The following is a 12735-nucleotide window of genomic DNA, read 5'->3' as shown; positions in this document are numbered from 1 at the left end:
AGGATTTTTGATGATCGAGAAGACGATACTGCTGGTGGAGGACAATGCCGACGACGAGGTCCTCACCCTGCGCGCCTTCGCCAAGAACAACATCAAGAACCAGGTGGTGGTGGCGCGCGACGGTGCCGAGGCGCTCGACTATCTCTTCGCCGAAGGCGCCTACGAAGGACGCGACACCAACGATCTGCCGCAGCTCGTGCTGCTCGATCTGAAGCTGCCCAAGGTCGACGGCCTGGAGGTGCTGCGCCGCATCCGCGCCGACACGCGTACCGAACTGTTGCCGGTCGTCATCCTCACGTCTTCGCGCGAGGAACAGGATCTCGTGCAGGGCTATCGTCTCGGCGCCAACAGCTACGTGCGCAAGCCGGTCAACTTCGACGATTTCCTCGAAGCGGCCCGCCAGCTCGGCCTCTACTGGCTGCTGCTGAACGAGGCGCCGCCGCGCCGTTCCGGCTAAGGAGGCGCCGCAGGCATGGGTAGTCAAATTCGTGTCCTTCTGGTCGAAGACTCCGCCGACGACGCCGACCTCCTCATGTGGGAGCTCAAACGCGGCGGGTTTCAGCCGGAGAGTCGCCGCGTCGCATCTCGTGAAAGCTTTACGGGCGCGCTGGAAGAAGGCGACTGGGACATTATCCTCTGCGATTTCACCATGCCGGGTTTCAGCGGCGCCGAAGCACTCGAGATTCTGCACCGGCGGGGAATCGATATCCCCTTCATCTTCGTTTCCGGCACCCTGACAGAGGAGATGGCGGTCGCGGCGATGCGCGCCGGTGCGCACGACTACATCGTGAAGGACCGCCTGAAGCGTCTGGTGCCGGCGGTCGAGCGCGAGCTGCGCGACGCCACCGCGCGCCACGAACAGGCCCGCGATCGGCAGCAGCGCGCGCTGGCAGAGCGGCGCTTTCGCGAGGTGCTGGCAATGGCTCCGGATGCGATCGTCGCCGCCGACGGCGCCTTCCGTATCACACTCTACAATCGGGCGGCCGAGGCGCTGTTCGGCCACAGCGCGGAGGAAGCCATCGGCCAGCCGCTGGACCTGCTGCTGCCGGCGCGCTTCGTCGCGAACCACCGTGACCACATGTCCGATTTCGCGGCTCTGCCCGGCGGCGTGCAGCGAATGAACGAACGGATCGAGATCTTCGGCCGGCGCAAGGATGGTGAGGAATTCCCGGCGGAGGCAGCCATCTCGAAGCTCGTCGAGGACGGCCATGTCACCTTCATGACCGTCATCCGCGACGTCAGCGAGCGCAGGGCGCTGGAAGCCCAGTTGAGGCAGGCGCAGCGTATGGAAGCGGTCGGCCAGCTGACCGGCGGCCTGGCGCACGACTTCAACAACCTGTTGACGGTGATGATCGGCAATCTCGATCTCCTGCTGGAGCGCATAGACCGGGACAGCGAGGTCGCGGCGATGGCGCGCGTGGCGCTGGAGGCCAGCCTGCGCGGTGCCGACCTGACCCGCCAGCTGCTCGCCTTCGCGCGCCGCCAGCGGCTGGAGCCGAAGGCCTTCGACATGAACGAGCGCATCGCCAGCACCATCGAGCTGCTGCGCCGGACTCTCGGCGAGCCGGTGGAAATAGAGACCCAGTTCGCCGCCGATCTCTGGCCGGTGCTGGCCGATCCGGCGCAGCTCGAATCGGCCTTCGCCAACCTGGCGATCAACGCGCGCGATGCCATGCCCGGCGGCGGCCGCCTCGTCATCGAGACGGCGAACAAGCAGCTTGACGATGACTACGTCGCGCAGAACGCCGACGTCGCACCCGGCAGCTACGTCATGCTGGCGGTGTCCGACAGCGGCGCCGGTATCGCTCCCGCGATCCTCGACAAGGTCTTCGATCCCTTCTTCACGACCAAGGAGATGGGCCAGGGCACCGGCCTCGGCCTCAGCATGGTCTATGGCTTTGCCAAGCAGTCCGGTGGGCACGTGAAGATCTACAGCGAGATCGACTACGGCACCACGGTGCGCCTCTACCTGCCGTGCGGCGATGGCAGGCAGCGCGAAGATGCCGTGGCGGTAGGAACCGAGAGCCCTGTCCCGGGCGGCGACGCCAAGATTCTGGTGGTAGAGGACAGCGCCGCGGTGCGTCAGGTCGCGGTGAACCACCTGCGCGCTTTCGGCTACCGCGTCGTCGAAGCCACCAGTGGCCGCGAGGCCCTGGAGACCCTGGCGGCCGACGATACCATCGACCTGCTGTTCACCGATGTCGTCATGCCCGGCGGAATGTCCGGGCCCCAGCTGGCACAGGCGGCGCGTAAGCGCCGGCCGGACCTGAAGGTCCTCTTCACCTCGGGCTACGCCGAGAGTGCTATCGGCAGCGCGCCTGGTGCCGGTCTCGACGGCAGTCTGCTCAGCAAGCCTTACCGCAAGGACGAGCTCGCACGCAAACTGCGCGAGGTGCTCGACGCGGGAGGTGGCGAATCGTGACGGCGAAGCAGCTCTTGATGTGCGACGACGAGCCGCAGGTCGGCGACTTCGTGCGGCGGATCGCCGAGGGTCTGGGTTACCGCATGCACTTTACCGCGCACGCCAACGGCTTTGCCCCGCTCTACCGCGAGGTCCGGCCCGACGTCGTGGTGCTCGACATGGTGATGCCGAACACCGACGGCATCGAGCTGCTGCATTTCCTGGCGGCGGAAGGCAGCCGCGCGCAGATCGTCCTGATGAGCGGCTTCAATCCGCAGATGATGGAATCCGCGCAGCTGCTCGGCGAGGCTCATTCCCTGCGCATGGCCGGCGTCGTGGTCAAGCCGGTGCGCGCCGCCGAGCTGCGCGAACTGCTGGCCGGATTGCTCGGCCCGTGACCGGACGGCGCTCCGGCGGCTTGCGCCGTAAAGCTTGGCGGCCGGATTGTCCTCACGGGCTTCGGCTGAGATCACGAGGGTAGCCAAGGAGGTTCGGCGCTTTGCCGTGCAGCCGGACGGACGCCTCGTCCTTCGAGACGGGCCTGTCGGCCCTCCTCAGGATGAGGCTTGAGTTTAAACCGGCGCTTTCCTTGCTGCTTCCATAGAACAAGGTCCTCATCCTGAGGAGGCGCGTCAGCGCCGTCTCGAAGGATGGGCCGCCAGCCGGGTGCTCATTCAGCAGGTCGGTTCAGATCACCCGTTCGGCGGGCAGACGCACGATGGCCGTGGTGCCCTTGCCGGGCGTGCTTTCCAGGTCCAGGCGGCCACCATGCAGCTTCACGAAGCCGTCGGACAGCGGCAGGCCCAGGCCGGTGCCCTCGAACTGGCGACTGAGGCGGCTGTCGACCTGCTCGAAGGGAGCGAAGGCGCGCGGGATGTCTTCCGCCGCGATGCCGATGCCGGTATCGCTCACCTCGAAAACGAAGCCGCCGCCGGCCTCGTAGCGCGCCGCCAGGGCGACGCGGCCGCCCTCCGGCGTGAACTTGATGGCGTTGGACATCAGGTTCAGCAGCACCTGCTTCAGCTTGCGCTCGTCGGCGCGCAGGTGCGGCAGATGCTCCGGCAGGTGGATGCTGAGATCCAGCCCGGCGCGCTTGGCGCGTTCGACGACCAGCCGCTCGACGGCGCCGACCACGTCGGCCGGGTCGACTTCCTCCTCGCGCAGCTCGTGGGCGCCCGCCTCGATCTTGGCGACGTCCAGGATGTCGTTGATCAGGGTCAGCAGGTGCTGGGCGCTCTCGTGGATGTCGGCGGCGTAGCTCTTGTACTGGTTGCTGCCCAGCGGACCGAGCAGTTCGCTCTCCATGATCTCCGAAAAGCCGATCACCGCGTTCAGCGGCGTCCGCAACTCGTGGCTCATGTTGGCGAGGAACTCGGTCTTGGCGCGGTTGGCCAGCTCGGCGCTCTCCTTGGCGCCGATCAGCGCTTCCTCGCGCTGGCGCAGCGCGGTGATGTTTTCCGCCGTGCCGCGATAGCCCAGGAAGTTGCCACTGTCCGGGCAGTAGACCGGCAGGCCGTTGAGGCGGAACAGCAGGGTCTCGCCGCTGCGGTGGCGTACCGCGATCTCGATGTCGCGGAACGGGGCGTGGCGCTCGCTGGTCGCGAGCGACATCAGCTTGGGCGACAGTTCCTCGGGCAGGTCATTCAGCGGACGGCCGATGATCTCGCGCGGGTGAAAGCCCAGGGCGTCATGCACGCGCGGGGACACGAAGGTGAGCACCAGGTTGCGGTCGGTTTCCCACACCCAGTCGGAAACCAGGCGGGTGGTATCGTCCAACCGCGTGGTCGCCTGCACCAGGGCGGTGGCGGTCGCCTTCAGCTTGGTTGTGGATTCATAGACCAGGGCGGTGGCACGGATACTGCCGTCGGCAGCGCGCAGCGAGCGGCGCTTGGCGCGGTAGTATTCGGTTCGCCCGTCGATGGTCAGCTTGTGCTCCTGGCTGACGGCAAGGGGCAGGAAGTCGCTGCTCTGCGGCAGCAGGCCCAGTGTGGACTGGCTGGGCAAGGCGCCGGCCTCGGCCAGCGCGCCGCTGATCTTGTGATAGGCCTTGTTACCGTACAGCACCGTGCCGTCCGGCGACACCAGGCAGGTCGGCGGGCCTTCCTCCAGCAGCTCGCGCTGCAGCGACACCAGCAGATCGCCGGTCTCGTCGCTCCCCCGGGCCTGCTGCGGCGGGTCGGCCACCTTCAGCGTGGCCGTTTTCGGCGCGCCGCCGGACTCGGCATTGCGCGCCACCATCTTCGGCTTGCTTACATCGGTCGTCACCGGCCCCGCTCAGCCCCTGCTTGGTTTTGTCTTGTTCATTTCGAGATCGCGCACGGCGGCCTGGAAGGCCGGGACGCGCTGCCAGCTGCGCAGGACGTGCTGGGCGTCCTCGCGCTTGGTCTTGTCGAAGATGCGTGTGGCCCGCGCCAGGTCGCCGGGCGAGGTCTTCTGGCCACCGGAACCGGCGCTTCGGCTCAGCAGGAACAGCGTCGCAAAGTCCTGCTTGGAAACGCCCAGCGCGATACAGGCGATGGCCAGTCCCTCGCCGCCGGATCCGTAGAGAATCTCGGTGCGGCGCGGCTGGGTGATGCCGCTCCATTCCTCGAACAGGGCCTCGAACAGCGGCACCTGGCCCTGGCGCAGCGTCTTGATCAGCATGCCCGCGGTCACCTGCTGCTCGCGCGCCATGCAGCGCGCCAGGTCGGCGGCGGTTTGTTCCAGGTTGGGGCCGCCGCCGCGCAGATCGTCGGCCATCTCCAGCACGCTGGTCTCCAGCGCGTCGTCCAGGGCGGTCGGGTGGATGTCGTAGCTCGCCAGTATCTCGGCGCGCAGGTTGGCGGCGACGACCCAGTAGAGCCGCATGGCGAGATCGTTGGTGAGGTCCTGGCGGCGCACCAGGGGTTCCTGATAACTGTCGATGTGCTGGGCCTGCTCGGTCAGGTAGGCCAGCGTCGCCTCGGAGATGCGGGCGCTGGTGTTTTCCAGCAGCGCGGTGATGACGTCGCTGTCCTTGGTCCCGACCAGCTCGTCGCTGACCGCCTCGCTCAGGTCGCGGCGGCGGGCGATGGCGATCTGATGCTGCCGGCTGCGGTGGTGGATGATGCTGATCAGCTCTTCGTCCGTCAGCAGGGTGGAGCGCAGCAGCACCGGCTGGGCGACGGCGAACTCATCGTTGGCCAGCGCGATGACCAGGGCGCGCGGCGCCGCCGGGTTGCGCGACAGGCGGTCGGCGAGGCGCTTGCGGATCGGCAGCTCGAATTCGTGGATCAGCTTGTCGAGGATCTCGAAGATCAGGTCGCGTTCCTGATCGCTCAGCATGTGCTCGCGTTCCAGCGACAGCTGCGCGATGCGCGCCGTCAACTGCTCGCGACCCTCGATCGACTTGTCGAGAGCAAGCTTCAACAGAGAATGAAGATCCTGTTCGTGATCGTTCATTCGGCCCTTCCCGAAAACGGCTGGTCGTTAAAACCCGTCCGCGGCAGATGGACTGTCTATTTCATCCCCTGTCGCCGCAGACAAGACGGCCGGCACCCCTTAAAAATAGTAAATCAAGGTAAAAACAATGTGAAGTTTGATCTTTATTTATTCTATCGATTTACGGCCGCGACTTGTAAGTAGTCGGATCAACGCAGGGAAATATAGTCCTCGGAACGTTACAATCTCGTGAAATCGGCTTGGTCGGCGCTGCGGTCTTGGTCATAATATCTTGTAGAATCAATGTCTTATTGAGATTTCTTCCGGCAAGCCTCGGCAAGGGATTGCGGTGACCCCGGCCCAAGTACTGCATTCAGATTACTAGCTGAAACGATTATATAATAAGAATGATTGATTACCTGTGACCAGCCGGACCAACCAGGGAAGTCTTTCCGTCCGATTCACGCGCCCTTAACCGGCCGGGTGGATACTGTCGTTATGCAGATCGGCTCTGGCCCCTCGGCCCTCTCACCCTCCCTTTTGAAGGCGCTCGGCGCCCAAGGCGGCGCCCACAACGCCGCCCCGTCCGGCGCGGCCGCGACGCCGGGCGATCCGCGCGCAACCGCGGCGGCAAGGACCGGGACTTTTCAGGCGACGGCGCCCCAGGCGTCCGCCAAGGCGGCCCCCAGTGCGTCCCCCAATGCGTCCGGGCCGGACCTGTCTGCCGCAACGCAGCCGGTCGCCGCTGTCGGCGGTGGACCGCTGCCGCCACGCGGCAGCTTCGTCGACCTGCGGGCCTGATCCTCCTCTGACTTAAGCATTCTGGCGGCCTTGTTGCTGGGGTGCGGCTGCGCCACAGTAGCGCCATGAGCGCTTCCGAAGACCCTACGGCCGCGGAGCAGGAGCACCGCTTCGAGCGCAAGGTGCCCGCGGGCGACGACCGCACCCGCCTGGTCTGCCGCGACTGCGGCTTCGTGAACTATGAGAACCCGAAGATCGTGGTCGGCTCGGTGGCGACCTGGCAAGACCGCATCCTGCTGTGCCGCCGCGCGATAGAGCCGCGGCGCGGCTTCTGGACCCTGCCGGCCGGCTACCTGGAACTCCACGAGGAGGCCGCCGCGGGGGCCAGGCGCGAGGCCTGGGAGGAGGCGCGTGCGCGCCTCGAGATCGACCAGTTGCTGGCGGTCTATTCGATCCCACGCATCTCGCAGATCCAGCTCATCTACCGCGCCGGGCTGATCACGCCGGAAGTCGCCGCCGGGCCGGAGACCCTGGAGCTCGACCTCTTCACCTGGGACGCCATTCCCTGGGACCAACTGGCCTTTCCCTCGGTACACTGGGCCTTGAAGGACCACCGCGCGGTCCGCGGCCAGGCGGTCTTTGCCCCGCGCGGCAACCCCCCTGGAGAGGACGGCGGCCGGAGTCATCCCTGAGGGGCGGTTCGTTCCCGAGGAGAGAGGCAGGAAAGGAGACCACGCCATGGCACAGGGGTACCGGCGGCTCTTGGCGGCGGGCGTCTTGCTGCCGCTGCTTGACGGTGCGGCCTCGCCCGCGGCGGCCGCCGATCCTCTCTTCGCCCACGAACTGCCGCGCTATCGCAGCGGCGGCGAACTGCTCGACGACTGCCGTTCCGATGAGCCCGTCGCGCAAGGGCGCTGCGCCGGCTATGTCATGGCGGTCGCCGACATGCTGGGCGGCGCCGGCGCGCGCATCGACGGGCTCGAGGCCTGCCTGACCGGCCGGGAGACTCTGGACGAGTTGCTGGGCGTGGTGCGCGATCACCTGGACGACAATCCGGCGCGCGGTGTGCTGAAGGGCGACGGCGCGGTCGCCTATGCGCTGTCGATCTACCGGCCCTGCGCGGAGGGGTCGGCCCGCTTCGAGGAACGCTTGCTCGAGGCGCCTTCGCCGGTGCGCTGATCCTCCAGCAGGCGGCGCAGCGCGTGCAGCTCTTCGCGCATTGCCTTCAGGTCGTCTTCCAGACGCTGGGCGTCGCCGTGCGACTTCTGGCTGAAGGCTTCCAGCGCCTCTTTGTTCTCCGCGTCGTGCTGGGCCTGCATGGCGTTCACGATGATGGCGATGAAGAGGTTCAGCACGGCAAAGCTGGTGATCAGGATGAAGGGCACGAAGAAGGCCCAGGCGAAGGGATAGACCTCCATCACCGGGCGCACGATGCCCATTGACCAGCTCTCCAGGGTCATGATCTGGAACAGCGAGTACGCCGAGGCGCCGATGGTGCCGAACCACTCCGGAAAGGCGGCGCCGAACAGCTTGGTCGCGATCACCGAGGAGACATAGTAGATCAGCGACAGCAGGGCGACGATGGAGGCCATGCCCGGGATCGCGCCGAGCAGCGCCTGCACCACCTTGCGCATCGACGGCACCACGGAGATCAGGCGCAGGACGCGCAGGACGCGCAGGGCCCGCAGCACGGAGAAGGCGGCCGAGGCGGGCGCCAGGCTGATCGCCACCACGGTGAAGTCGAAGAGGTTCCAGGGATCGCGGAAGAAGCGTTTGCGGTAGACCCACAGCTTGGCCGCGATCTCCAACACGAAGACAGCGATGATGACGCGGTCCAGGGCGACCAGCAGGTCGCCGGCGGCGGCCGTGGCGGTGGCGGAGGTCTCCAGACCCAGGATCACCGCGTTGATCAGGATCAGTACCGTGATGAAGTGCCGGAAGCCGGCGGATTCGAGAAAGCGCTGCAGCCGCGGCTGTGCCGCGGCCGTCTTGGTCGTACTGTCCGCCGTCATGGTCGCCCGCGCCCGCCCTGTCCAGTTCCGAGACTTGCCGGACTAGATGAGGGGCGCCGGGCTGCGCTTCAAGAAGAAGCGGCAGCATGGGGGGCTCGAGGAAGGGGCGTCAGGACGCGCGGGCGGTCCGGCGCGCCTCGGCGGCGTGGCGCCGCGCGGCGGGCAGGCTCACTTCCACGGAGGTGCCGTGGTCGAGGCGGCTTTCGATGCCGAGGCTGCCGCCGTGCAGCTCGACCAGCGCCTTGGCCAGCGGCAGGCCCAGGCCGGCGCCCTGGTTCGGGTGGGCACGGCGGTCGTGCGCCTGGCCGAAGGGCTGCAGGATGTGGTCGATCTCCGCCTCGCTGATGCCGATGCCGGTATCGGCAATGACGACGGCGGGCGCGCCCCCGGCGCCTTCGCGCAGGCCCGCGGTGACGCCGCCGCCGGGCGGGGTGAATTTCACCGCGTTGGTCAGGAGGTTCAGGAACACCTGTTTCAGCTTCACCTCGTCGCCGACGACCTCGATGCGCGTGTCGGGGAGATCGAGCGCCAGATGCACACCGTTGGCGCCGGCGCGCGGCTCCAGCAGCTTCACGCAGCCGGCGAGCAGCGCGCCGAGGTCGACCAGGTCTTCGTGCAGGTCGCGCCCGGACTCGGCAACGGCGAGATCGAGCAGGTCGTCGACCAGGGTCAGCAGCAGCTGGCCGCTCTGGTGGATGTGGCCGATGTGTTCGACCTGCTGGTCGGAGAGCGGGCCGTAGAGCCGGCGCTGCAGCAGTTCCGAGAAGCCGATGATGGCGTTGAGCGGCGTGCGCAGTTCGTGCGACACGTTGGCGAGAAACTTCGATTTCGCCGCATTGGCCTCGGTCACCTGGTGCAGCGCCTGGCTCAGCCGCTCGAAGCGCAGCGCGGCGAGCTCCGAGGTCATGCGCATCAGCTGCGCGGCCGAGCCGACGCCGGCGTAGCGGCCCTTGCGCGTCACGATGAAGCCGTCGGTCATCGCCTTGGGCTTGCAGGTCAGCAGCAGGTCGCTCACCTGGTCGATGCGGTTGTCCCACTCGACCACCAGCGGCGCCGGGTCCATCAGCTTCGCGATGGGCTTGCGGTTGAACAGCTCGGGCCAGAAGGGCCTGGCCATGTTGGCGAGAAACTCCAGGCGGCCGACCAGGCCGACGGGGCGCTCGCCCGAGACCACGGCGACGGCGACGAGGCGCTCGTCGCTGCGCAGCAGGCCGTGCACCTCGCTGCAGGTCATCTGCGGCGGCACCGCCGGCGCGTCGATCGCCAGCAGCTGCGCGCGCAGGGAGTCTTCCGTTGCCGCGAAGCCGGCCCCGTTGACCGGGCCGGCGGGGTCGGGCGAGGGAGCGGGGGCGGGAACCATGCGCGCAGCATCTCGGTCGGTTGGGAAATCTTAAGCGCGGACGCTAAACCGCTGGTAGTTAAGAAATGTTTGTGGTTCGCGTCACGGATCCGTCACACGGTCTTCATGAGGGTTCGAAAATTAGTTTACATGGTAAACGATTATCGCCGGGGCTCATGCGCCTTCGAAGAGGCGGCGCTGGCGGCGCAGAGAGTCGTAGAGCAGGTCGAGCAGCGCGCGGATGCGCGCCGTGCGCTGCAGGTCGGGATGGGTGAGCAGCCACAGCTCGGTGGTGAGGTCGGACAGGGGCGGGGTAGCGCGCTGCAGCCGCGGGTCGCTGTCGCCCAGGAAGCACGGCAGCACCGCGAGGCCGAGGCCGTTCCGCGCGGCGCTGGCCTGGTTGAACATGGAGTTGGAGCGGTAGGCGATGGCGTGGCGGTCGACATTGGCGGCCAGCCAGCGCGCCACCAGCGGCGGCCCGGCGCCTTCCTCCCAGGCGACCCAGCGCACTTCCGGGCCGGCGGGATCCTTGGGCGGCGGCTGGCCGGCGTTGGCGTAGACGGCGCTCGCCAGCCCGGTGACGCGGCGCCCGGCCAAGGTCTCCGGCGGCTGACGCGTCGGGCGCAAGGCAACGTCCGCCTCGCGCCGGGTGAGGTTCAGCATGCGGTTGTCGAGCACCAGCTCCAGCACGATCTCCGGGTACTGGCGACGAAACTGGGCGAGCAGCGGCATGGCCACCACCTCGGCCAGGTCGTCGGGCGCCGTGAGCCTGAGGCTGCCGGTCAGGCGCAGGTCCTGGCCGCTCAGCCGGCGCTCCAGCGCCTCCACTTCGGCTTCCACGCGCTCGGCGGTACGCAGCAGGTCCTCGCCGGCGGCGGTGGTCACATAGCTGCCGCCCTGGCGCTCGAACAGGCGGGTGCCGAGCCGGGCCTCGATGGTGCCGAGTCGGCGGAACACGGTGGAGTGGTTCACCCGCAGGCGCCGCGCCGCGCCGGCCAGGGTGCCTTCGCGGGCGATGGCCAGCAGGGTAGCCAGGTCGGCGGTGATGTCGGGGGTAGGGCTCATTCAGGTGTTTGCACAGATGCAATGGAAACTTGCAAAGATCGCGGATCGACGTGCGCATGAGCAAACCATACCTTCCCCGTCATCGCAACCCGACGCCATCCCGAGTTCGAAGGGGCGTCCTTGAGACTGGAGAATTTCCATGATCGACAGCAAGACCGCCCCCTACGCCGCCCTGCTGCTGCGCGTTTCCCTGGGCGTCATGTTCCTGGCCCACAGCCTTTACCTGAAGGTCATCGTGTTCAGCGTGCCCGGCACCGTCGGCTTCTTCGAGAGCCTCGGCCTGCCGGCCATCGCCGCCTACCTCACCCTGCTGGCGGAGATCGGCGGCGGCATCGCCCTCATCCTCGGCTTCCAGACCCGCCTGGTGGCCCTGGCGGTGATCCCGGTGCTGCTCGGCGCCACCTGGGTGCACGCCGGCAACGGCTGGGTGTTCTCCGCCGAGGGCGGCGGCTGGGAGTATCCGCTGTTCCTCACCGTCGCCGCGCTGGTGCAGGCCCTCTTGGGCAGCGGCGCCTACGCGGTGAAGGGCCCGGCGTTCCTCGGTCAGAAGGTCCCCGCCTGACCGGCGTCGCTTCCAAGTCCGGTGTCTTGAGTGCTGGCCGCGCGCTGCCGATCCGAAACCTCTGCAGCGCGCGGCCTTTTTCATTCCGGAGGAGACAACGATGAAAGCCCTGATCCACGGCCGCTGGCATTCTGATGTCAAGGAACGCACCGCCTACGAGACGGCGCGTGCCCAACAGCCGGAAAACCTCTTCCACAACTGGGTGAACGCCGATCCGGCGGCGGCTTTCCCGGCAGAGGCCGGGCGCTATCACCTCTACGTCTCCTACGCCTGTCCCTTCGCCCACCGCACGATTCTCTACCGCGCGCTTTTCGGCCTGGAAGCGGTGCTGCCGATGTCGGTGGTGCACCCGCGCTGGAGCGGCTCCGACGGCTGGACCTTCACGCCCGATGCCTGCTTTCCCGAGGTGACGGAAGATCGCGCGAACGGTCTGGGCGCGCTGTGGCAGCTTTACGTGAAGGCGGCGCCGGCCTTCACCGGCAAGGTCACCGTGCCGCTGCTGTGGGATACTGAGACGCAGACCATCGTCAGCACCGAGTCCGCCGACATCATGCGCATGCTGGATCTCGGCTTCGCCCGTCTGCGCCACAACGATCTGACGTTCTATCCCGGGCGCCTGCGCGACGACATCGACGCGCTGGGCGGATTTATCAGGCGCCGCGTGAACGGCGGCGTCTACAAGGCGGGCTTCGCCGCCGACCAGGATTCATTCGATGCCGCGGTGAAAGAGTTCTTCGCCGCGCTGGACCATTTGGAAGCGTTGCTCGGCGACGGGCGGCCCTACCTCTTGGGGCGCTGCGCCACCGAGGCCGACTGGCTGCTGTTCCCGACGCTGGTGCGCCTCGACGCGGCCTATGCCGGCGCCTTGAAGGTGAACCTGAAACGCCTGTCGGACTATCCGCTGCTGGAGGCGCACACGCGGCGCCTCTACGCCTGGCCCGGCGTTGCCGCGACGGTGAAGCTGAACCATGTGAAGCGGCACTACTACGACGACCTTGGCGTCACCAACCCGTCGCTGATCCCGCCGGGCCCCAAGACACCTTTTGATTCGCCTTTCGAGGCGGCGGCGTGACGCAGCGCTGCTCTCCTGCTGTCGCCACCGCTTCCCTTGGTCGTCATTGCCGGGCTTGACCCGGCAATCCATTGCGACGCCCGCACAGGACCTTGCGCACCGATGAATGGACCCTCGGGTCAAGCCCGAGGGTGACGTGAGGAG

At 67.4% G+C, this 12735-nt stretch carries 13 protein-coding genes; 8 read left to right on the top strand and 5 right to left on the bottom strand.

Annotation, left to right across the window (positions count from 1 at the left end; all coding sequences use genetic code 11):
• Nucleotides 1-10 precede the first annotated feature (10 nt).
• The 3 genes from WDC82_RS04690 to WDC82_RS04680 are packed head-to-tail and all read left to right on the top strand — an operon-like array spanning nucleotide 11 to nucleotide 2799.
• Nucleotides 11-457, top strand: coding sequence for a response regulator (locus tag WDC82_RS04690; protein ID WP_340116096.1), 447 nt, complete (start codon nucleotides 11-13; stop codon nucleotides 455-457).
• 15 nt (nucleotides 458-472) lie between these two features.
• On the top strand, nucleotides 473-2422 hold the full coding sequence (locus WDC82_RS04685; RefSeq protein WP_340116095.1) for a response regulator: 1950 nt from the start codon (nucleotides 473-475) through the stop codon (nucleotides 2420-2422).
• The gene (locus tag WDC82_RS04680) at nucleotides 2419-2799 is read left to right on the top strand and encodes a response regulator (RefSeq protein ID WP_340116094.1); all 381 of its coding nucleotides are present in this window, start codon (nucleotides 2419-2421) and stop codon (nucleotides 2797-2799) included. The genes WDC82_RS04685 and WDC82_RS04680 overlap by 4 nt, the downstream gene beginning before the upstream one ends.
• A gap of 289 nt (nucleotides 2800-3088) precedes the next feature.
• Here the strand turns inward: WDC82_RS04680 and WDC82_RS04675 are convergent, their stop codons facing one another.
• Both WDC82_RS04675 and WDC82_RS04670 read right to left on the bottom strand, forming a co-directional pair.
• Nucleotides 3089-4666: a PAS domain-containing sensor histidine kinase gene (locus tag WDC82_RS04675; protein ID WP_340116093.1), complete on the bottom strand. Its 1578-nt coding sequence runs from the start codon at nucleotides 4664-4666 to the stop codon at nucleotides 3089-3091.
• 9 nt (nucleotides 4667-4675) lie between these two features.
• Nucleotides 4676-5821: a DUF2336 domain-containing protein gene (locus WDC82_RS04670; RefSeq protein ID WP_340116092.1), complete on the bottom strand. Its 1146-nt coding sequence runs from the start codon at nucleotides 5819-5821 to the stop codon at nucleotides 4676-4678.
• A gap of 477 nt (nucleotides 5822-6298) precedes the next feature.
• Between WDC82_RS04670 and WDC82_RS04665 the strand changes: the two genes are divergently transcribed.
• From WDC82_RS04665 to WDC82_RS04655, 3 genes are all read left to right on the top strand, one after another.
• The gene (locus tag WDC82_RS04665) at nucleotides 6299-6601 is read left to right on the top strand and encodes a hypothetical protein (protein WP_340116091.1); all 303 of its coding nucleotides are present in this window, start codon (nucleotides 6299-6301) and stop codon (nucleotides 6599-6601) included.
• Nucleotides 6602-6666: 65 nt separating this feature from the next.
• Nucleotides 6667-7233, top strand: coding sequence for an NUDIX hydrolase (locus WDC82_RS04660; protein ID WP_340116090.1), 567 nt, complete (start codon nucleotides 6667-6669; stop codon nucleotides 7231-7233).
• A 46-nt stretch (nucleotides 7234-7279) separates the two neighbouring features.
• Nucleotides 7280-7720, top strand: coding sequence for a Rap1a/Tai family immunity protein (locus WDC82_RS04655; RefSeq protein ID WP_340116089.1), 441 nt, complete (start codon nucleotides 7280-7282; stop codon nucleotides 7718-7720).
• Here the strand turns inward: WDC82_RS04655 and WDC82_RS04650 are convergent.
• The 3 genes from WDC82_RS04650 to WDC82_RS04640 form a co-directional block, all read right to left on the bottom strand.
• Entirely contained in the window at nucleotides 7648-8553 is a 906-nt protein-coding gene (locus WDC82_RS04650; RefSeq protein WP_340116088.1) for an ion transporter, read from the bottom strand. The two genes, WDC82_RS04655 and WDC82_RS04650, sit on opposite strands and share 73 nt — an antisense overlap.
• Nucleotides 8554-8662: 109 nt before the next feature.
• Entirely contained in the window at nucleotides 8663-9913 is a 1251-nt protein-coding gene (locus tag WDC82_RS04645) for an ATP-binding protein (RefSeq protein WP_340116087.1), read from the bottom strand.
• A 153-nt stretch (nucleotides 9914-10066) separates the two neighbouring features.
• Complete coding sequence (locus WDC82_RS04640; RefSeq protein WP_340116086.1) at nucleotides 10067-10957, bottom strand: LysR family transcriptional regulator; 891 nt, start codon at nucleotides 10955-10957, stop codon at nucleotides 10067-10069.
• Nucleotides 10958-11096: 139 nt separating this feature from the next.
• Here WDC82_RS04640 and WDC82_RS04635 point away from each other — a divergent pair, with 139 nt between their 5' ends.
• Both WDC82_RS04635 and WDC82_RS04630 read left to right on the top strand, forming a co-directional pair.
• Complete coding sequence (locus WDC82_RS04635; RefSeq protein ID WP_340116085.1) at nucleotides 11097-11519, top strand: DoxX family protein; 423 nt, start codon at nucleotides 11097-11099, stop codon at nucleotides 11517-11519.
• A gap of 100 nt (nucleotides 11520-11619) precedes the next feature.
• Nucleotides 11620-12591 (top strand): glutathione S-transferase C-terminal domain-containing protein, encoded by a 972-nt coding sequence (locus tag WDC82_RS04630; protein ID WP_340116084.1) that lies wholly within the window; start codon nucleotides 11620-11622, stop codon nucleotides 12589-12591.
• Nucleotides 12592-12735: the final 144 nt, after the last annotated feature.

This window comes from Pelagibius sp. 7325, from assembly GCF_037652055.1.
In the GTDB taxonomy this organism is placed as follows: domain Bacteria; phylum Pseudomonadota; class Alphaproteobacteria; order Kiloniellales; family Kiloniellaceae; genus Pelagibius.
This window is presented reverse-complemented; position numbering and strand designations above follow the sequence as displayed.

What these genes read in the sequence shown, in the direction of transcription:
- WDC82_RS04690 (WP_340116096.1), top strand. Translation starts at nt 11, where the DNA reads ATGATCGAGAAGACGATACTGCTGGTGGAGGACAATGCCGACGACGAG.
- WDC82_RS04685 (WP_340116095.1), top strand. Translation starts at nt 473, where the DNA reads ATGGGTAGTCAAATTCGTGTCCTTCTGGTCGAAGACTCCGCCGACGAC.
- WDC82_RS04670 (WP_340116092.1), bottom strand. Translation starts at nt 5,821, where the DNA reads ATGAACGATCACGAACAGGATCTTCATTCTCTGTTGAAGCTTGCTCTC.
- WDC82_RS04665 (WP_340116091.1), top strand. Translation starts at nt 6,299, where the DNA reads ATGCAGATCGGCTCTGGCCCCTCGGCCCTCTCACCCTCCCTTTTGAAG.
- WDC82_RS04660 (WP_340116090.1), top strand. Translation starts at nt 6,667, where the DNA reads ATGAGCGCTTCCGAAGACCCTACGGCCGCGGAGCAGGAGCACCGCTTC.
- WDC82_RS04655 (WP_340116089.1), top strand. Translation starts at nt 7,280, where the DNA reads ATGGCACAGGGGTACCGGCGGCTCTTGGCGGCGGGCGTCTTGCTGCCG.
- WDC82_RS04650 (WP_340116088.1), bottom strand. Translation starts at nt 8,553, where the DNA reads ATGACGGCGGACAGTACGACCAAGACGGCCGCGGCACAGCCGCGGCTG.
- WDC82_RS04645 (WP_340116087.1), bottom strand. Translation starts at nt 9,913, where the DNA reads ATGGTTCCCGCCCCCGCTCCCTCGCCCGACCCCGCCGGCCCGGTCAAC.
- WDC82_RS04640 (WP_340116086.1), bottom strand. Translation starts at nt 10,957, where the DNA reads ATGAGCCCTACCCCCGACATCACCGCCGACCTGGCTACCCTGCTGGCC.
- WDC82_RS04635 (WP_340116085.1), top strand. Translation starts at nt 11,097, where the DNA reads ATGATCGACAGCAAGACCGCCCCCTACGCCGCCCTGCTGCTGCGCGTT.
- WDC82_RS04630 (WP_340116084.1), top strand. Translation starts at nt 11,620, where the DNA reads ATGAAAGCCCTGATCCACGGCCGCTGGCATTCTGATGTCAAGGAACGC.